This is a genomic window from Streptomyces sp. cf386, from assembly GCF_900103585.1.
GTDB lineage: Bacteria > Actinomycetota > Actinomycetes > Streptomycetales > Streptomycetaceae > Streptomyces.
The window spans coordinates 39875-59116 of the sequence record NZ_FNHV01000012.1 but is presented as its reverse complement, the minus strand read 5'-3'; the positions used below and the strand labels follow the sequence as shown (position 1 = coordinate 59116).

At 71.4% G+C, this 19242-nt stretch carries 17 protein-coding genes and 1 pseudogene; 11 read left to right on the top strand and 7 right to left on the bottom strand.

Annotated features, from left to right (window positions below; all coding sequences use genetic code 11):
- The first annotated feature begins 6 nt into the window (after positions 1-6).
- Positions 7-1104 carry a phosphotransferase family protein gene (locus tag BLU79_RS28750; protein WP_093908845.1) on the top strand — a complete coding sequence of 366 codons (1098 nt, stop codon included), beginning with the start codon at positions 7-9 and terminating at the stop codon, positions 1102-1104.
- Between the two features lie 22 nt (positions 1105-1126).
- On the opposite strand, the gene BLU79_RS28745 is transcribed toward BLU79_RS28750, so the two are convergent.
- Positions 1127-1564 carry a hypothetical protein gene (locus BLU79_RS28745; protein ID WP_093908844.1) on the bottom strand — a complete coding sequence of 146 codons (438 nt, stop codon included), beginning with the start codon at positions 1562-1564 and terminating at the stop codon, positions 1127-1129.
- A 269-nt stretch (positions 1565-1833) separates the two neighbouring features.
- Between BLU79_RS28745 and BLU79_RS28740 the strand changes: the two genes are divergently transcribed.
- From BLU79_RS28740 to fxsA, 4 genes are all read left to right on the top strand, one after another.
- The gene (locus BLU79_RS28740) at positions 1834-2274 is read left to right on the top strand and encodes an Lrp/AsnC family transcriptional regulator (protein ID WP_093908843.1); all 441 of its coding nucleotides are present in this window, start codon (positions 1834-1836) and stop codon (positions 2272-2274) included.
- A 72-nt stretch (positions 2275-2346) separates the two neighbouring features.
- Entirely contained in the window at positions 2347-3951 is a 1605-nt protein-coding gene (locus tag BLU79_RS28735; RefSeq protein ID WP_093908842.1) for an amidohydrolase, read from the top strand.
- 576 nt (positions 3952-4527) lie between these two features.
- Positions 4528-5370, top strand: coding sequence for a polyprenol monophosphomannose synthase (locus BLU79_RS28730; RefSeq protein WP_093908841.1), 843 nt, complete (start codon positions 4528-4530; stop codon positions 5368-5370).
- 101 nt (positions 5371-5471) lie between these two features.
- A complete protein-coding gene (fxsA, locus tag BLU79_RS28725) occupies positions 5472-6026 on the top strand; it encodes an FxsA family membrane protein (protein ID WP_093908840.1) in 555 nt (184 codons plus the stop codon).
- 210 nt (positions 6027-6236) lie between these two features.
- Here the strand turns inward: fxsA and BLU79_RS28720 are convergent, their stop codons facing one another.
- From BLU79_RS28720 to BLU79_RS28705, 4 genes are all read right to left on the bottom strand, one after another.
- A complete protein-coding gene (locus BLU79_RS28720; protein WP_003977404.1) occupies positions 6237-6611 on the bottom strand; it encodes an RNA polymerase-binding protein RbpA in 375 nt (124 codons plus the stop codon).
- A gap of 278 nt (positions 6612-6889) precedes the next feature.
- Entirely contained in the window at positions 6890-8251 is a 1362-nt protein-coding gene (locus tag BLU79_RS28715) for an MFS transporter (protein WP_107489315.1), read from the bottom strand.
- Positions 8252-8309: 58 nt separating this feature from the next.
- Positions 8310-9080, bottom strand: a complete 771-nt coding sequence (locus BLU79_RS28710; RefSeq protein ID WP_093908839.1) for a glycerophosphodiester phosphodiesterase family protein — start codon at positions 9078-9080, stop codon at positions 8310-8312.
- Positions 9077-9826, bottom strand: a complete 750-nt coding sequence (locus BLU79_RS28705; RefSeq protein ID WP_371131960.1) for a membrane protein YczE — start codon at positions 9824-9826, stop codon at positions 9077-9079. Before BLU79_RS28705 ends, BLU79_RS28710 begins: the two co-directional genes overlap by 4 nt.
- A gap of 30 nt (positions 9827-9856) precedes the next feature.
- On the opposite strand from BLU79_RS28705, the gene BLU79_RS28700 reads away from it, so the two are divergent.
- A complete protein-coding gene (locus tag BLU79_RS28700) occupies positions 9857-11356 on the top strand; it encodes an SCO1417 family PLP biosynthesis transcription factor (protein ID WP_093908838.1) in 1500 nt (499 codons plus the stop codon).
- A 30-nt stretch (positions 11357-11386) separates the two neighbouring features.
- Here BLU79_RS28700 and BLU79_RS28695 read toward each other — a convergent pair whose 3' ends face one another.
- Both BLU79_RS28695 and BLU79_RS28690 read right to left on the bottom strand, forming a co-directional pair.
- Complete coding sequence (locus BLU79_RS28695; protein ID WP_093908837.1) at positions 11387-13030, bottom strand: P-loop NTPase family protein; 1644 nt, start codon at positions 13028-13030, stop codon at positions 11387-11389.
- Positions 13031-13070: 40 nt separating this feature from the next.
- Positions 13071-13265 carry a hypothetical protein gene (locus BLU79_RS28690; RefSeq protein ID WP_093908836.1) on the bottom strand — a complete coding sequence of 65 codons (195 nt, stop codon included), beginning with the start codon at positions 13263-13265 and terminating at the stop codon, positions 13071-13073.
- Between the two features lie 355 nt (positions 13266-13620).
- On the opposite strand from BLU79_RS28690, the gene BLU79_RS28685 reads away from it, so the two are divergent.
- From BLU79_RS28685 to BLU79_RS28665, 5 genes and pseudogenes are all read left to right on the top strand, one after another.
- The gene (locus tag BLU79_RS28685) at positions 13621-14013 is read left to right on the top strand and encodes an ankyrin repeat domain-containing protein (RefSeq protein WP_093908835.1); all 393 of its coding nucleotides are present in this window, start codon (positions 13621-13623) and stop codon (positions 14011-14013) included.
- Between the two features lie 301 nt (positions 14014-14314).
- Positions 14315-15733 carry a HEAT repeat domain-containing protein gene (locus BLU79_RS28680; RefSeq protein ID WP_093908834.1) on the top strand — a complete coding sequence of 473 codons (1419 nt, stop codon included), beginning with the start codon at positions 14315-14317 and terminating at the stop codon, positions 15731-15733.
- Positions 15734-16025: 292 nt separating this feature from the next.
- Positions 16026-17156, top strand: a complete 1131-nt coding sequence (locus BLU79_RS28675) for a glycosyltransferase family 4 protein (RefSeq protein WP_093908833.1) — start codon at positions 16026-16028, stop codon at positions 17154-17156.
- Positions 17153-18313 (top strand): glycosyltransferase, encoded by a 1161-nt coding sequence (locus BLU79_RS28670; protein ID WP_093908832.1) that lies wholly within the window; start codon positions 17153-17155, stop codon positions 18311-18313. The genes BLU79_RS28675 and BLU79_RS28670 overlap by 4 nt, the downstream gene beginning before the upstream one ends.
- Positions 18310-19134, top strand: a pseudogene (locus tag BLU79_RS28665) (SGNH/GDSL hydrolase family protein); the annotation flags it as partial. The gene BLU79_RS28670 and the pseudogene BLU79_RS28665, both read left to right, overlap by 4 nt.
- Positions 19135-19242 lie beyond the last annotated feature (108 nt).

Here is a 19242-nt window from a genome sequence, read left to right as displayed (position 1 = left end):
TGGGACATGGCAGCCACGGCACCGCGCCCGCGCACCACCACCCGCGACCCCGAGGAACTAACCCGCCGCCTCACCGCCTGGCTCGGCACCCGGCTGCCCGGCGCGAAGTCGGTCGGCGTCACCGTCCCCGAGTCGAACGGCCTGTCCAGCGAGACCCTGCTCTTCGACATCGAGCACCCCGAACCGCCGGTGCGCGCCTGTGCGTTGCGGCTCGCGGCGGATCCGGCGGCGTACACCGTCTTCCCGGTGTACGACATGCCGCGCCAGTACCGGACGATGCGCGTCGTGGCCGAGCACACCGATCTGCCCGTGCCGAAGGTGTTGTGGCTGGAGGAGAACCCCGGCCCGCTCGGGACGCCCTTCTTCGTCATGGAGCGCGTCGAGGGGCGCGTGCCGCCCGACGTCATGCCGTACACCTACGAGGGCAACTGGCTGCACGCGGCGAGCGAAGCCGAGCGCGAGCACCTGGAGGCGGCCACCATCGGACTGCTGGCCCGGCTGCACGACCAAGTCCCGCTGAGGGAAGCCGAGTTTCTCGCGCTTCCGGGCGAGGACGACGCGCTGCGGCGGCATGTCACTGCTCAACGCGCGTACTACGAATGGGTGGTTGACGGACTGGTCCGCTCACCGCTCATCGAGGACGCGTTCGAGCGCCTGGAGGAGCTCTGGCCGCACGATCCGGGCGCGCCGGTGCTCAACTGGGGTGACGCGCGCATCGGGAACGTCATCTACGACGGTTTCGAACCCGCCGCCGTTCTCGACTGGGAGATGGCGGCCCTGGCCCCGCGCGAGGTCGACCTCGGCTGGACCGTCTATCTGCACCGCTTCTTCCACGACCTGACGGTCGCCTTCGGACAGCGCGGGCTGCCCGACTTCCTGCGCCGCGACCGGATCGAGGCCCGCTATGCGGACCTCACCGGCCACACGCCGCGCGACATGGACTTCTACACGCTGTACGCCGCCTTGCGGCACGCCGTCGTCATGCTGCGGATCGCCTACCGCCAGGCGTACTTCGGCGAAGTCGCCGTCCCGGCGGACCCGGACACACTGATCCTGCACCACGGCAGCCTGCGAGCCATGGTGCAGGGCAGCTACTGGGATTGAGCGAAGCGACCGGTGCGGTCGCTCAGGCGGCCTGGCGACGCATCGCCGGGATCCTGATGGGGCGCGAGCCCGGTCCGCCGACGTGCGAGAAGGGCTGGGTCCGCCAGTTCAGCCCCTGAGGGAGCGTCAACAGAAGGGCCAGCTCCTGCTCGTGGGGCTCCTCGGACTCGTCCGCGGAACCTGCCTCGGCGGCCTTGCGGCCCGTACCGGCGCAGACCGTGAGGCCGAACGGATTCCACGGCGAGGCGCACAGCGCGTGCTCCGGCAGGACCTCCTCGTCGGCCAGCAGGGCGATGGGCTGCGCGCAGTTCGGGCAGATCACCCGGTACATCTCGAAGGTGTCGTACGCGTCCAGCTCTTCGTCGTCGAAGTCGTCGGGTTCGACGCCCTCCGGAGCGGGCTCGACGACTGACTGAAGGCGCTTGGGCGCGGTACGACCAGGGCGCTTAAGACTCTGCATGGATAACTCCCCCTCGGGCTGGGGCCGTGAAGGCACTGCGGCCTCGACCACAGCAAGCACTTCCCGCCGGATCTCGGCGTTAATCACGGGCACATCACGGAGCCTGTTCGGGGCCTGTGGCGTTCGTCACATGCCGCCCGCAGGTGCCCGAGGCGGCCGGTTTGTCCCTCAGGCGGCCCACAGTCGTCCCTCGGTCACATCACAAACAGGGCATGACCTGGGCTGCTCAGGTATCCGAGGAGATCAGCCGCACTGTAGGTTCTTGCGCCATGGAGGAGCTGGACCGACAGATCGTGCAGCTGCTCGTCAAGGACGGGCGGATGAGCTACACCGACCTGGGCAAGGCCACGGGCCTGTCCACGTCTGCCGTGCACCAGAGAGTGCGGCGACTGGAGCAGCGCGGCGTCATCCGTGGCTACGCCGCGGTGGTGGATTCCGAGGCCGTGGGGCTGCCGATGACCGCGTTCATCTCGGTGAAGCCGTTCGATCCCAGCGCCCCCGACGACATCGCGGAACGGCTGGCCGGGGTTCCCGAGATCGAGGCCTGTCACAGCGTCGCGGGCGACGAGAACTACATCCTCAAGGTTCGGGTGGCCACGCCGCACGAGCTGGAGGAGCTGCTGAGCCGGCTGCGGGCGCTGGCGGGCGTGTCGACTCGGACGACCGTGGTGTTGTCGACGCCGTATGAGGCGCGGCCGCCGCGCATTTGATCGTCGTGGGTCTGCGCCGTTGAGCCTGCCCCCTGTCCAGAGGTGACGGGGGCAGGCGCGAGACTGTTCTCCATGAGTGAGCGCAGTTCCGAGCCGAAGACCGTCCTCCTCCGCCGTGGAGAAGTCCACAGCCCCGCCGATCCCTTCGCCACCGCGATGGTCGTGGAGCGCGGACAGATTGCCTGGGTGGGGTCCGAGGGGGCCGCCGACGCCTTCGCGGACGGCGTGGACGAGGTCGTCGATCTGGACGGTGCCCTGGTCACGCCCGCGTTCACCGACGCCCACGTGCACACGACCGCCACGGGCCTCGCGCTGACCGGCCTCGACCTGTCCGGCGCGCCCTCCCTCGACGCGGCCCTCGCCCTCGTACGGGACTTCGCCGCCGCCCGCCCGCAGGACAAGGTGCTCCTCGGTCATGGCTGGGACGCCTCCCGCTGGCCCGGTGGCCGTCCCCCGACGCGCGCCGAGCTCGACGAGGCCACCGGTGGCCGACCGCTCTACCTGTCCCGCATCGACGTCCACTCGGCGGTCGTCACGACGGCCCTGCTGGACATGACACCCGGCGAGCAGGGCGCGGGCGACGCCCCGCTCGTCGCCGGTGCCCACCACGCCGTACGCGCCACCGCGCTGGAGGCGATCACGCCGGCCCAGCGCGTCGAGGCACAGCGCGCGGCCCTCGACCACGCCGCCTCCCTCGGCATCGGCACCGTCCATGAGTGCGGCGGGCCGGACATCTCCTCCGAGGACGACTTCACCGGGCTGCTGCGCTCGGCAGCCGGGGAACCCGGACCGCGGGTCGTCGGCTACTGGGCGGAGCAGGACGTCCAGAAAGCGCGCGAGCTGGGCGCGATCGGCGCGGCCGGCGACCTCTTCGTCGACGGCGCCCTCGGCTCGCACACGGCCTGCCTGCACCAGCCGTACGCCGACGCGGCCCACACCGGCACCGCCTACCTCGACGCCGCCGCCGTCGCCGCCCATGTCGCCGCCTGCACCGAGGCAGGCCTCCAGGCGGGCTTCCACGCGATCGGCGACGCCGCCGTGACCGCCGTCGTGGAGGGCGTGCGCACAGCCGCCGAGAAGCTCGGTCTCGCCCGTATCCGCGCCGCCCGCCATCGCGTCGAGCACGCCGAGATGCTCATGCCGGAGACCGTCGCGGCTTTCGCCGAGCTCGGCCTGACCGCTTCGGTCCAGCCCGCGTTCGACGCGCTGTGGGGCGGCGAGGAGGGCATGTACGCGCAACGCCTGGGCGCCGAACGGGCCCGCACCCTGAACCCCTTCGCGGCCCTGCTGCGCGCCGGCGTCCCGCTCGCCTTCGGCTCCGACAGCCCGGTCACGCCCCTCGACCCCTGGGGGACGGTCCGCGCCGCCGCGTTCCACCACACGCCCGAGCACCGCGTCTCCGTGCGTGCCGCGTTCACGGCGCATACGCGGGGCGGCTGGCGGGCGGTCGGGCGCGACGACGCGGGCGTCCTGGTGCCGGGTGCGCCCGCCGACTACGCGGTGTGGCGCACCGGCGAACTGGTGGTCCAGGCCCCTGACGACCGGGTCGCTCGCTGGTCCACCGACCCCCGCTCCGGCACCCCTGGCCTGCCCGATCTGTCGCCGGGCCGCGAGCTGCCGATCTGCCTGCGCACGGTCGTGGGCGGACGAACGGTCTTCGTACGGCCGGGCGAGTGATCTCCCGGGGTGGCGCGCATGCGATCGCTGCGCACCACCCCGGCGCGCGACCTGCGCATCCTCCGCGCTGACCAGCGATGTGGGCGAAGACCCGCAGGTCAAACGGCTGTTGACAGGCGGAGGCCCGGGGCCGGTAGGTTCGGCCGAGTCCACCACCGGACGCCCGATCGGGGCCCGCGGATCTTCCGGGAACCGCCGCGACGCCGCTGGGTCAGGGACGGTGTGCCGCACCGGGGCACCGCCACTGGGAGCCAGGCTCAGCGTCCGCGCGGCGACGACGGAACGTCGCGGCCGATCGGGGAGGTGTGACCCGGGTGGGGCCCGGGCGCTCAGTAGACAACGGCTTTCGGTCGACCCGCAGCCAGCGGGCCCCAGGTCGGCCCGAAGGGCGCCGGGCCCCCATCCGCAGAAGGCGCGAACACCAGCAGAGAGTGCGAAACCGACGTATCCGGTCCCCGAAAAGTCAGCCTTACCCCGCTCTTGTGGAATCGACACCACCATACGAACGTGCTGTCGCGTCGGCCCAGGCCGCGACCACTATGGTGGATGTCTGCGTACGGATGTGAAGGGGCAGCAGTGAACGACGGCGACGGGGACCTCGCGGCACCGGACCGAGGGAAGCGGTTCGGGCCGCTCGGCACGGCGTTGGTGATCATTCCGACCTACAACGAGGCGGAGAACATCAAGGGCATCGTCGGCCGGGTCCGCAAGGCGGTCCCCGCGGCGCATGTGCTCGTGGCCGACGACAACAGCCCCGACGGCACCGGCAAGCTCGCCGACGAACTGGCCGCCGAGGACGACCACGTCCAGGTCCTGCACCGCAAGGGCAAGGAGGGCCTCGGCGCCGCCTACCTCGCGGGCTTCCGCTGGGGCATGGAGAACGGCTACGGCGTCCTGATCGAGATGGACGCCGACGGCTCCCACCAGCCCGAGGAACTTCCCCGCCTGCTGACCGCCCTCAAGGGTGCCGACCTCGTCCTCGGCTCCCGCTGGGTGCCCGGCGGCCGGGTCGTGAACTGGCCGAAGTCCCGCGAGTTCATCTCCCGCGGCGGCAGCCTCTACTCCCGGCTCGCCCTGGACCTCCCGCTGCGCGACATCACCGGCGGCTACCGTGCCTTCCGCCGCGAGACCCTCGAAGGACTGGGCCTTGACGACGTCGCCTCCCAGGGCTACTGCTTCCAGGTCGACCTCGCCCGCCGCGCGGTCAAGGCCGGGTTCCATGTCGTCGAGGTGCCCATCACCTTCGTCGAGCGCGAACTCGGTGACTCGAAGATGAGCCGCGACATCCTGGTCGAGGCGCTGTGGCGGGTCACGTCGTGGGGAGCGCAGGAGCGGGTGGGCAAGCTGATGGGCCGCCGTGCCAAGCCTTCGTCGTCGCCCTCGTCGCCCTCGTCGCCCTCGTCGCCGTCACAGTCGTAGTCGACCCACGTTCAGCCGTCACAGGCGCCGCCCATGACCGCACAGGCGTCGTCGGCCGTCCCCTTATCCCGCTCTGAGCCGGACCCAGGCACACTGGACGCATGACGACTGGCGCACCGACCCCCACCTACCCCGCCTCGCCCCGACGCTCCCGGCTGCGTACGTTCCTGCCGCTGGGCATCGCCGCGTGGCTGGTGCTGGAGATCTGGCTGCTGACCGTGGTCGCGGACGCGGTGGGCGGGCTCGCGGTGTTCCTGCTGCTGCTCGCCGGCCTGGTGCTCGGCTCGGTGGTGATCAAGCGGGCGGGCCGTCGCGCCTTCCAGTCCCTGAACGAAGCGCTGCAACGCGGCGGCACCCCGACGAGCGGCGGCGGCAACGGCCTGATGATGCTGGGCGGCCTGCTGATCATGCTGCCGGGCCTGATCTCGGACGCAGTGGGTCTCGTTCTGCTGATCCCGCCGGTCCAGAAGGCACTCAGCCGTCATGCGGAGCGGACGTTCGAGCGCAAGCTGCGCGAGGCGACCCCGGGTTCACTCGGTGACGCCTTCCAGCAGGCTCGTATGCACCGCCCCGATGGCAAGGTCGTACAGGGGGAGGTCATCAGGGACGAGCCGGGGGACGCGCCGCAGGACCCGCGCCCGCCCCTGACGCGCTGACATCGCAAGTCGGCATCGCAAGTCGGCATCGCGCATCGCAAAAGGAGACCTGGCGCCGTTGAGCGCCGGGTCTCCTTTTTGCATGCCCAGCACATTTCAGACACAGCAATTTCTGGGCACAGCAAACCGCGGGCGCCGTACGTCACCTTCACGTACGGCGCCCGCGGTTACATGCTTTGCCTGGTCAAACTCGCCCAAGCCGTGTTGGGATCACGCCGACTTGCGGCTGTCCCGGGGGTGAACCGCGATGTTCATCGCCCCCGAGCGGAGAACGGCAAGTCGCTCCTCGAGGACCTCTTCGAGTTCCTCTCGGGTACGCCGCTCCATCAACATGTCCCAATGCGTACGCGCGGGCTTGGCCTTCTTCTCCTCAGGGCCGTCGCCGTCCACGAGGAGTGCCTGGGCCCCGCAGACCTTGCACTCCCACTCCGGCGGGATCTCCGCCTCGACCGAGAAGGGCATCTCGAACCGGTGCCCCTTCTCGCATGCGTACTCCACGGCCTGGCGCGGGGCCAGGTCGATGCCGCGGTCCGTCTCGTAGCTGGTCACCACGAGGCGCGTGCCGCGAAGAGCTCGCTCACTCATGAATCGTGCCTCCCGGGCTTGTCGCCCACAGGACAGGTGTCGCTGTCGTCGTCATCCGGTCAACGTCCGGTCGGCGGTAAAGATTCCCGTCCCGTGTCCCGTTCTGGGTGATGCGTCGCCGTCGTAGCCGCAGCCTTGCTGACCAATGTCGTACCCACCGGCGCCCGGTTTGTCACATCTGCTAGCAGATGTCACACAGCGTTTCGGCATCTTTGACGCGCAGTAACGGTACGCCTGGCAGGCCAAACGCGTACACTACCGCCCTTTCACCGGGAACGCTAAATCCTTGTCGGGACCGGATTGCCCGCGTCGCTGATCGCCCGCCGCACCGGAACCCTCGCGAGCAGGGCGAACCCGATGACGAAGAAGGCCACCAGGGAGATGATCGCGTCCCGATAGCTGCCGGTCAGTTGGTAGGTGAGCCCGAACAGAAGAGGGCCCAGCCAGCTCATACCGCGGTCGCTCATCTCATACGCCGAGAAATATTCGGCCTCCTTCCCCGGCGGGACGAGATGGGAGAACAGGGAGCGGGACAGCGCCTGGCTGCCGCCCAGGACCAGTCCGATGCCGGCCGCCAGCACGAAGAACCACACCGGCGCCCCGGCCGGCAGGAAGTACCCGGCCGCCAGCGTGACCGTCCACGCGATCAGAGAGCCGAGGATCGTCCGCTTCGCTCCGTAGGTCCGGGCCAGCCGTCCCATCGTCAGCGCGCCCACCACCGCGAGGACCTGGACCAGCAGTACCGCGCCGATGAGTGTGGACTGGCCGAGGCCCAGTTCCTCGGAGCCGTAGATCGACGCCTGGGAGATCACCGTCTGGATGCCGTCGTTGTAGACGAGGTAGGCGAGGAGGAACGCCAGCGTCAGCGGGTGGCGGCGCATGTCGCGGACCGTCGCCGCGAGCTGCCGGAAGCCCATCGCGCTCGGCTTCTTGGCCGCACGGTCGTCGGTCGTGGTCCGACGGTCGCGCAGTCGTCGTAGCGGGATGAGAGCGAAGCCACCCCACCACAGGCCGGCCGATGCCAGGCAGATACGGACGGCCATGCTCTCGGAGACCCCGAAGGAGTCGTGCGCCAGATACAGGACCAGGTTCAGGATCAGCATCAGCGAGCCCGAGGCATAGCCGAAGGCCCAGCCGCGGGAGGAGACCGCGTCGCGCTCCTCGGGTGGGGCGATCTGCGGGAGGTAGGAGTTGTAGAGCATCATCGCGACCGACTGGGCCGCGTTCGCCACGATCAGCAGGAGGCCGCCGAGCAGATAGCGGTCGCCGTCCAGGAAGAACATGGCCAGGGTGGCCGTGGCCCCCAGATAGGCGGCAGCGGCGAGGAGGGGCTTCTTGCGGCCCGTGCGGTCGGCGGCCGCGCCCACCAGGGGCATCACCACGACGGCGACGATCACCGACAGGGACACCGAGTACGCGAAGAAGGAGCCGGCGCGCACCGGGATGCCCAGGGGATGGACGAACCCCTCCGCGTCCGCCGCCTTCTCGGCGACCGACGTCAGATAGGGGCCGAGGAACACGGTGAGCACGCTCGTCGAGTAGACGGAGCACGCCCAGTCGTAGAAGTACCAGCCGCGCTGCTCGCGGCGGCGGTCCGCGGCCTCGTCGGCCGCATCCGTCCGCACGGTATCGGTGCCCACCCCGCGCCCTCGCTTCCCCGTGGTGATCCCCGCGCGAGGGGCGGAGTCCGGACGGGGGTCAGACCCAGACGCCCCGGTCCTCCATGACCTTGCGCAACGTGTCGATGTGATCGGTCATGATGCCATCCACTCCCAGGTCCAGGAGCCGGTGCATCGCATCGGGATCATTGATGGTCCACACGTGCACCTGCAGCCCGCGCGCGTGGGCGGCCCGTACGAAGCGGTGGTCCACCACCTGGATCCCGGACTGCGTCTCGGGTACCTGGGCGGCGACCGCCGAGCGGCGCAGCGCGGCCGGTACTCCCCAGGAGCGCAGCCGCAGGTTGAGGACGCCCCGGGTGCCGTACGACGTCGCCAGGCGGGGTCCGGCCAGGCGCTGGGCTCGGATGACGCGGGCCTCGGAGAAGGAGCCGACGCAGACGCGGTCCCAGGCGTCGGTGCGCTCGATCAGCTCCAGGAAGGGGTGGAGGGCAGGCTCCGCCTTGAGGTCGACGTTCCAGCGGACGTCGGGGAAGGTCTCCAGGAGCTCTTCGAAGAGGGGTACGGGCTCTTTGCCCGCCACGCGCGCGTGCCGTATGTCACCCCAGGGCAGATCCGCGATCCGGCCCGCTCCGTCCGTCACCCGGTCCAGGGTCGCGTCGTGGAAGGCGACGAGTTTGCCGTCGCGCGTGGTGTGGACGTCGGTCTCGATGTACCGGTAGCCCAGGTCGACCGCGCGCCGGAACTGGAACACGGTGTTCTCCAGGCCGTCTGCCGCCCCGCCCCGATGGGCGAAGGGGATCGGGCCGGGGTGGTCGAGGTACGGGTGGCGTATCCGCGTGGTGCTCACGGACGCAGTATCGCTCGCCGGGGTTGCCCGGTGGCAACGACCGTGCTGCCGTCCGATGCCGGGGGGACGGCGAACACCCGCAGGAAGAGCTGGGCGAGCGGGCCGATGGACAGTGCGTAGAGCAGGGTGCCGATGCCGACGGTGCCGCCCAGGGCGAAGCCGGTCACGACGACCGCGATCTCGACGGCCGTGCGCATCAGACGGATCGAGCGGCCGGTACGCCGGTGCAGTCCGGTCATCAGGCCGTCCCGGGGGCCCGGTCCGAAGCGGGCGGCGATGTAGAGGCCGGTGGCCACGCCGTTGAGCAGGATGCCGGCCAGGAGGAGCGGGATCCGTACGGCCAGGGAGTGCGCCTCGGGGAGCAGGGCGAGGGAGCCGTCCATGGCGATGCCGACCACGAAGACGTTGGAGACGGTGCCGAGGCCGGGGCGCTGGCGCAGCGGGATCCACAGGAGCAGTACCGCGGCTCCGACGATGATCGAGACGACGCCGATCGTCAGGCCGGTGCGTTCGGCGAGGCCCTGGTGCAGTACGTTCCAGGGCTCCAGGCCGAGGCCCGCTTCGACGAGCAACGCCGAGCTCGCGCCGTACAGCGCGAGCCCGATGTAGAGCTGTGCCAGCCGCCGTATGAGATGCCCCTCCTTGAGCCGCTGTAGGAGATGCCCCTGCGTGGACAAGACGTGCCCCCTGTGGTGGTAGTGGCCTGATGCATGACACCCTGTGGCTTGGGAAGCAAAGCCATCCATGGCCAATTCGGGGAAGGTGGACTGGAAATCATGGCGCAGTGGACTTCTGCGGTGGGTGCCACGCAGCTCGCTCGGCTCCTCACCTCACAGCAGGACCGCCCCGCCGGCCCCGGCACCAGGCGCCCGCCCGCGTACCGGGCCATGGCCGACGGTATCCGGCTGCTCGTGCTGGAGGGCCGCGTCCCGGTCGCCGCGCGGCTGCCCGCCGAGCGTGAGCTGGCCCTCGCGCTGTCCGTGAGTCGTACGACCGTGGCGGCGGCGTACGAGGCGCTGCGCGCCGAGGGGTTCCTGGAGTCCCGGCGCGGGGCCGGGAGCTGGACCGCCGTACCGGCCGGGAACCCGCTGCCCGCGCGCGGCCTCGAGCCGCTGCCGCCCGAGGCGCTCGGCTCGATGATCGACCTGGGCACCGCGGCGCTGCCCGCGCCCGAGCCGTGGCTGACCCGTGCGGTCCAGGGGGCCCTGGAGGAGCTGCCCCCCTACGCCCACACGCACGGTGACTATCCGGCCGGGCTGCCCGCGCTGCGCTCGATGATCGCCGAGCGGTACACGGCGCACGGGATTCCGACGATGCCCGAGCAGATCATGGTGACGACCGGGGCGATGGGCGCGATCGACGCGATCTGCCATCTGTTCGCGGGCCGCGGTGAGCGGATTGCCGTCGAGTCGCCGTCGTACGCCAACATCCTCCAGCTGATGCGGGAGGCGGGCGCCCGGCTCGTGCCCGTCGCCATGGCGGACGGGCTGGCCGGCTGGGACATGGACCGGTGGCGGCAGGTGCTGCGGGAGGCCGCGCCGCGGCTCGCCTATGTCGTCGCCGACTTCCACAACCCGACCGGGGCGCTGGCCGACGAGGACCAGCGGCGGCGGCTGGTGGACGCGGCGCGGTCGGCGGGGACGGTGCTCGTGGCCGACGAGACGATGAGCGAGCTGTGGCTCGACCCGGATGTCGAGATGCCGCGCCAGGTGTGCGCCTTCGACCCCGCGGGGTCGACCGTCATCACCGTCGGGTCGGCCAGCAAGGCCTTCTGGGCGGGGATGCGGATCGGCTGGGTGCGGGCGGCTCCGGATGTGATCCGCAGTCTGGTGTCCGCGCGCGCGTACGCCGATCTGGGGACGCCGGTTCTGGAGCAGCTGGCCGTGAACTGGCTGTTCGGTACCGGCGGTTGGGAGCAGGCGGTGGAGGTGCGGCGCACACAGGCCCGGGAGAACAGGGACGCGCTGGTCGCCGCCGTGCGGCGGGAACTGCCCGGGTGGGAGTTCGAGGTGCCGCGCGGCGGGCTCACGCTGTGGGTGCGGACGGGGGGCCTGTCGGGTTCGAGGATCGCGGAAGTGGGGGAGCGGGTCGGGGTCCGGGTGCCGTCCGGGCCTCGGTTCGGGGTGGACGGGGCCTTCGAGGGGTATGTGCGGTTGCCGTTCACTGTGGGGGGTGCGGTGGCCGAGGAGGCCGCGGTGAGGCTGGGGGCGGCGGCGCGGTTGGTGGAGAGCGGGGCGACCGGGGGCAGTGAAGGGCACCGTACGTTCGTCGCCTGACCGGCGCCGGCCGCCCGCGGGGTGCGCGGGTTACGAGGTCTCGACCACCACGGCCTCCGCGGGTACCGGCTCCGGCTCCTGTTCCGGCTTCGTCGTGTTCGTCGGCTTCGCCGGCGGTTCCACCTCCACCGGAGTCGTCCGCTCCGGCAGCAGATCCAGTACCGCCTGCCGGTGCGTGTCGCTCGTCGCGTCGTCGTACGGGTCCGGGGTCGCCGGGACCTGGAGGCGGTGGACGGGGCCCGTGCCGAGGCGGGCGTAGCCGCGGCCGGGTGGGACGTCGGTGACCGGGGTGGTGTGCGGGGGAGCGCCCAGGACCGTCTCCAGCTGCTCCGCCGTCGCGGGGCCGAGCACGACACGCGCGCGCGTGTGCTGTCGTACGGCGTCGCTGAGTGTGTCCATGGCGTCCCACTGGTCGGCCACGACCACCGTGACATTGGCCGCGCGGCCGTGCCGCAGGGGCACCTGGAGCAGGGACTGGGGATCCTTGCGGTTGTCCGCCGCCGCGAGGTGGGAGAACGCGGTCGGGCGGTCCAGGAGGATCCAGAGCGGGCGCTTGGTGTCGTCCGGCGGCGGATGGCCCGCCTGACGGGTCCGGTTGATGGCGATCAGGCGCCGCTCCGTTTCCGTCGCCGCCCACTCCAGGCTCGCCAGCGCCCCGGCCAGCCCGCACTCGACGGCCAGGACGCCGTCCCGCCCGATCAGGCAGGCGTACTCGCCGGTGCTGCCGCCCTCGACGATGACGATGTCGCCGTACTGGAGGGCCTGCAGGGCGATGGAGCGCAGCAGGGTGGAGGTGCCGGTGCCCGGCTGGCCCATGACCAGCAGGTGGGGCTCGGTGGAGCGGATGCCGGTGCGCCAGACGACCGGCGGTACGTCGCGCTGTTCCGCGCCGTGGGTGAGCGGGAGCGTGCGCTGGACCCGGGTGAGATCGGTGAAGCCCAGAACCGTTTCGCCGGGGGCCGTGACGAAGCGCTGGGCGGCGATGTCGGTGGGCAGGGGCGTGAGGGCGGTGACGGTGAGCTCGTTGCCCTCCTCGTCCCAGGTGAAGTGGTACTCACGGCCGCGGCCGGACTTCGCGGTCAGCAGGTGCTCGATCCGCGCGCGGGCCTGGGCCTCGCCGTCGGTGAAGTAGGCGGGGTAGCGGATCAGGAGACCGCTGACGCGTCCCGTGGCGTCGAACTCGTACTCGGGGAAGGCCTTCTCCCACTCGCCGCCGTGGGTGTAGAGCGGTGCCGGGTCCTCGGCGGCGGAGAAGTAGGGGACCAGTGCGTCGTACAGCGACCGCAGGCGCTCCGTCTGCGACTCGTCGGGGCCGTCGGGTGCCGAGGGCTCGCGGTCGCGGCCCTGCCAGGCCGCCGCCGCCATCAGCGTGATGACGGCGAGCAGCGGGCCGTACGGAACGAGTGCCACGACCAGGATCACCGAGGCCACAAGGAACAGCAGCATGCCGCGCTTGTCCTTGGGCGTGTCGGCCCACTTGCGCCGCCCGGCCGAGGCCAGCCGGCGCAGCCCGCGGGTGATCGTGATCAGCGGGTGGAGGACGTCAGAGGCGCTGTCGGTCGCTGTCCGGGCCAGCTCCCGGCTGCGGGCGAACTGCGCCCGGGCCAGCTCCCGGCTCCGGGTGATCTGCGCGCTGCCTGTGCTCAGAATGCGGGGGAGGGGGCGGCGGGCCACTGCTGTCTCCTACAGGTGCGTACGGGTGGATGGGGCGGCGTCAGAAATGGATGCCGCCCAGGAGGCTCGCCAGGCTCTCGCCGCCGGCCTTGATGCTCGGTGCGATGGCCGTGCTCGCCAGATAGAAGCCGAACAGGCACGAGATCAGGGCGTGCGACGGCTTCAGCCCGTCCTTGCGGAAGAAGATGAAGACGACGATGCCGAGCAGGACGACGCCTGAGATGGAGAGGATCATGAGAGTGCTCCTGGATTGGTGGGGACAGTCACCATGAGTACTTCCAGGATCACAGGATGTATCCATATGATAAAAGGTGCAACTGGGTGAAATTCGCCGTATTTCCCTCGGGTGGCGGAGTGTCCTGGGCCGGATGAGCTCGTGTGGTGCGCCCGACCGTGTCTGCGATGATCTTTGCCGCGGGCGCGTCGGGTCATGTGCCGCGCGAGCCAGTACCCTGGCGAATCACTCGTACGGCCGAGCATCGCTCGCCGGCCGTGCCCGTGCTCCGCGTAGTTCCGGCAGTTCCCGTAGTCCCAGAAGTTCCAGCAGTTCCCCGCAGTCCCCGTGTTCGCAGTGAGAGGCGGTCCGGCCGATGAGTGAAGCCCCCGACCCCGAGGTCGTGGAGCTGGCGACCAAGATCTTCGATCTGGCCCGGCAGGGGCAGACCGAGCCGCTCGTGGCCTACGTCGACGCGGGCGTTCCGGCCAACCTCACCAATGACCGCGGTGACTCGCTCGTGATGCTCGCCGCGTATCACGGCCACGCCGAGGCCGTGCGCGCGCTGCTCGCCCGGGGCGCCGCGGCGGAGCATGTCAACGACCGAGGGCAGACACCACTCGCAGGTGCCGTCTTCAAGGGTGAGACGGAAGTGATCAAGGCTCTGCTGGAGGGCGGCGCCGACCCGGCCGCGGGCACTCCGTCCGCGGTCGACACGGCCCGCATGTTCGGCAAGACGGAACTGCTCGAGTTGTTCGGCGCACACTGATCCGAATGTTCTGACCAGCGAAAACACAGATAACGGGGGAGGCGGTACAGGGCCGCCGAAATTTCGGTCGCGGCAGATGGAAGTGCCGAGTCATCATGACGTCGTGATTCACGGACGCGATGGCTGGGCAGGTGTTGCCGCACCGCGCGGGCCGTGATGCGGCCCGCATGGGCCACTGACGAGAGGCAGAGGAAAATGGTCTACAGCAAGCAGGAAACGGCGGGCGCCCCGACGTGTTGTCACGCGGCCAGGTGAAGCAAGAACCCCGGTTGCGTCGACGCTTGATGTGAGGCTGTTTCCCATGTTCGAACCGGTCATAGCGCCCAGCGGTACGCTGCTCGGCCTGCTCCAGCGGGGGCGGGGCGACGGCACACTGCACGCGCTCACCGCCCCGCGTGCCGAAGCGCTCGCGGCTCTGAACCACTGCGTGCTGCGAGACCCCCGCCACGACTGGCAGGTGGAGAACCGCTCGCTCTACTACGCCCGTCTCTACCTCGACCTGAACGGCGAGCTGGACGAGATCGAGGCCCACCTCTTCGACGTCGAGGACGCCCTCGACACCGAGGAGTCACGCACCGGGCTGGCCCTCGCCGTCCTCGGTCACCTCGCCTCCTACGGCAGGCAGGACGCCCTCGAACTGCTGCGCAGGTACGCCGCGTCAGGCTCCAACTGGGCCTGGGCGCTGGACGAACTGGCGCTCAGGGACGACGACGGCGGGCTGCGCGCCCTCGCCGCGCCCGTGCTGGCGCGTTTCCCGGCCGATCCCGAGGGCGAGGCCGAGCTGGCTGTCGCCGTACGCGATGCTTTTGAGCCACGGCCGTGGCGGCTGTGGGCCGAGGATCCGCGCGAATCGATCGCCACGCGTGTGCGTGCCGCTCAGGAGGCCGGCTGTTTCGACCGCTGGCAGCGGCAGATGCGACCTACCGGGCCCCGTCCGGGGTGGAGCGTGCAGGCCGTCTTCGAGTGGGCCCAGCAGGGCATCGAGCGCGGTGCCGCGCTGCATGTGCCCGCCGCTCGGTGCCTCAGTGCCGTCGCGGGCCCCGAGGACCGGCCGGAGATCGTGGCCGCCGCCGAGGACGGCACCGACGGTGCCCGTTGCACGGCCCTGCGCTACCTCGCCGACAGCAATGATCCGGACGCCCTCGACCTGATCGAGGCGGCCGTGGTCACCGGCTCGTCGGTCGTCGTGGAAGCCGCACTCGACGCTTTCGAACGTATGCGCAGTATTGCCGCCGTCGACCGCGCGCGAGGCTGGGCCCGACGGCCCGATCCGCTGGGCGCCGCCGCCGGGCGCATGCTGGCCTGCCGGGGCGGGGTCGGGGACAAGGACCTGGTCCTCGCGGCGCTACGGGAGGCCGTACGCGGCGAAGGCCCTGACGCGCCGACCCTGTGGACCCTTGTCGACGGCACCGGACGGCTCGGCATCGCCTGCGCGGCCCCCGTGCTGCGCCATATCTACCGCGAGACCGCCTCCTCCCATCTGCGCGGCCGCACCGCACGCGCCCTGGCCGCCACCGATCCCTCCTTCCCGTCCGGCTTCGCCGTCGAGTGCCTCTGGGACTGCGAGGAGACCACGCGCGAGATCGCCGCCCGGCACGCCGAGACCGGCGACACCCGCGTCGTCGAGCGATTGCGTCGGCTCGCCGCCGATCCTGCGGAGGAGGCCGAGGTCCAGACGGCCGTACGCAGCCGGATCGGGCCGGACACGACCACCGGCTGATCATCGGGCGGGTCGTCAAGGTCGGCTGATGATCGGGCTGGTCGTGACGGTCGGCTGATGATCGATCGAGCCGTGACGGTCGGCTGATCGCCGATCATCGAGCGGGGCATGTGTTCACGCTGTGAATGTCGGGGAGATCCGCCCGCCAGGTGAACGCGGGATGACCTGCGGGTCAGGCGCGCATGGACGTGATCTGACCCGCCCGGGTGCGCAGCGGAACGCTCATGGGACGTTCCCTGTTCGGAAAGATCCACGTTGACGCGGCCACGTCCAGCCCGGCGACAACACCGGTATGCGTGTCGTCATCGTGACCGAATCCTTTCCCCCCGATGTGAACGGCGTGGCCCACTGCGCGCTCCAGACCGCCCGACACCTGGTCGATCGCGGTCACGCTCCCCTCGTCGTCGCACCCGCCCCGGCGCCCGGAAACAAGCTCGCCGCCCTGGCGGCGCCGTGCCCGGTCGTCCATGTCCCCTCCCTTCCGCTCCCCGGCTACCCCCAGGTCCGCGTCGCCCTCCCCAGCCGACGCCTCGCCGCGGCGATCGTCCAGCACCGCCCGGACATCGTGCACCTGGCCAGCCCCTTCGTCCTCGGCGTCCGTGGCATGGCCGCCGCCGCCAAGTTCGGTGTCCCCGCCGTCGCCGTCTACCAGACCGACCTGGCCGGTTACGCCCGTACCTACATGGGCGCCGGCGAGGCCGCGGCCTGGCGCCGCATCCGCTCCGTCCACTCCGCCGCCGACCTCACTCTCGTCCCGTCCAGCGCATCCATGAACGATCTGGAGGCCCATGGGGTTCCCAGGCTCAAGCTGTGGGCACGCGGCGTGGACACCGCCCGCTTCCGCCCCGAGCTCCGGGACGAGGCGTTGCGCCGCGAGCTCGCCCCGAACGGCGAGGTGATCGTCGGATACGTCGGTCGGCTCGCCCCCGAGAAGCACATCGAGCTGCTGGCCGACACCTGCCGCCTGCCGGGCGTGAAGGTCGTGATCGTCGGCGACGGGCCGAGCCAGCCCGCGCTCGCCGAGGCGCTGCCCGGCGCGGTCTTCCTGGGCCGACGCGGCGGCGACGACCTCGCCCGGATCTTCGCCTCGTTCGACGTCTTCGCGCACACGGGTCCGTTCGAGACCTTCTGCCAGACGGTGCAGGAGGCCATGGCCAGCGGCGTGCCCGTAGTCGCACCCGCCGCCGGTGGCCCGCTCGACCTGGTCGACCACGGCCGCACCGGCCTGCTGGTGCCGCCGCGTGACGCCGCCGCCGTACGGGACGCGGTGCAGTCCCTGGTCGCCGACCCTGCGCTGCGGGCCGCGTACGGCGCTGCCGGGCATGCCACGGTCGAGGGCCGCACCTGGGCGGCCATCGGCGACCAGCTGATCGGGCACTACGCGGACGTGGTCGCCGCGCGCCGGGCGGTGGTGGCGGCATGAACGGCCTGCGTATCGTCCGGCTCGCGAACTTCGTCGCGCCGGCCTCCGGGGGGCTGCGCACCGCGCTGCGCGAGCTCGGCAAGGGCTTCAAGCTGGCGGGTCACGATCCCGTCCTCATCGTGCCGGGTGAGAAGTACAGCGACCGCGAGACCGAGCAGGGCCGGGTGATCACCTTGCCCGGTCCGATGCTGCCCGGCACCGGCGGCTACCGCGTGCTCCTCGACAAGCGGCGGGTCGCGGCCCTCCTGGAGGAACTCGCCCCCGACCGCCTGGAGGTCTCCGACCGCACCACGCTGCGGTGGACCGGCAGGTGGGCCCGCCGCGCCCGCGTGCCCGCCGTGATGGTCTCCCACGAGACCGCCGACGGTGTGCTGCGCACCTGGGGTCTGTCCGAGAACATGTCCCGGCGCGCGGCCGACGCCCTCAACGTCCGTACGGCGCACACGTACTCCAAGGTCGTGTGCACCACCGAGTTCGCCGAGCGGGAGTTCGTGCGGATCGGCGCCCGCAACGTCGTACGGGCCCCGCTGGGCGTCGACCTGATGAACCGGCGTCCCACCCTGCGCGATGCCGCGCTGCGCGCCACACACGCGCGTGCGGACGAGACGCTGCTGGTGATGTGCTCCCGGCTCTCCGTGGAGAAGCGGCCCGGCACCGCGCTGGACGCCCTGGAGTCGCTGCGCCGGCGTGGAGTGCGCGCCGTGCTCGTGGTGGCGGGCAACGGGCCGCTGCGCGCGGGGCTCGAGAAGCGGGCGCAGGAGCGGGACCTGCCGGTGACCTTCCTCGGGCATGTCGCCGACCGCAGCCTGCTCGGCGCGCTCCAGGCATCCGCCGACGTGGCCCTGGCCCCCGGGCCCGCCGAGACCTTCGGGCTCGCCGCGCTGGAGGCCATGGCCTGCGGTACACCCGTCGTGGCGAGCGCGTCCTCCGCGCTGCCTGAGGTGATCGGTTCCGCCGGGGCCACCGCCGCGGACAACGGGGACGCCTTCGCGGACGCCGTGGAGATGATCCTCGACCGGCCCGAGCGCGAGCGCCGAGAGGTGGCACGCGCGCGTGCGGAGTGCTTCGGCTGGGGCACGGCGGTGGACGGCTTCCTCACCGCGCACGACGCGGCGGTGCCGGTGCGTCCCTTCGTGCGTGCGGAGGGCGCGGCATGAGACCGCTCCGCTACGTCGCCCTCGGGGACTCGCTGACCGAGGGCGTGGGCGATCCCGTGACGAACGGGTGGCGCGGCTGGGCCGCGCTGCTCGCCGGCGGGCTGTCCGAACCGGCCGCCGAGTTCACCAACCTGGCGGTCAGCGGGGCGCAGACGCGGGACGTGCTGGAGACCCAGCTGCCCGCCGCGCTGACCCTGCGTCCGGACGTCGCGTCCGTCCTGGTGGGTGTCAACGACACCCTGCGCAGCACCTTCGACATAGAGAAGATCGCCGAACGCCTCGACAAGGTCTACGCGTCCTTCACCCGCCAGGGCACGGCCGTGCTGACAGCGTGCCTGCCCGACCCGGGCACGATGCTGGGACTGCCGGGGATCCTCGGCAACCCGCTGGCTCGGCGGCAGCGGGCCGTCAACACGGTGGTCCACACGCTCTCCGAGCGGTACGGGGCGGTGCATCTGCATGCGGTCGACGACGACTGGATCATGGACCGCGCGATGTGGAGCTCGGACCGGCTACATCCCGGGGAGCGCGGGCACCGGCAGATCGCCCTGCGCTTCCACGCGATGCTGGCGCACCGGGGTCTCGCGACGGCGACGGCGCCCTCGCCGGAGCCCGAGTTTCCGCCGCCCACCAAGTCGGCGAGCCTGCTGTGGCTGGCCACCGCGGGTACCGCCTGGATGATCCGGCGGTGCAACGACCTGCTGCCGCAGCTGGTGCGCCTCGCCGCCGTGGAGATGCGGCACCGGGCGAAGGGCACCAGCGATCGGCTGGACCTGCGGGCGGCGCAGTCGGTGTCGATGGCGCTGGCCTCGCTGTCCGTGCCGGGGCCGACGGGGTTGCCCGAGCGTCGGCCGGCGGCCGAGCAGACGGCGTTGCCCGGCCACCGGTTGGTGCCTGAGCAGCGGCCCCTGCCGGAGGGATTGCCTCTG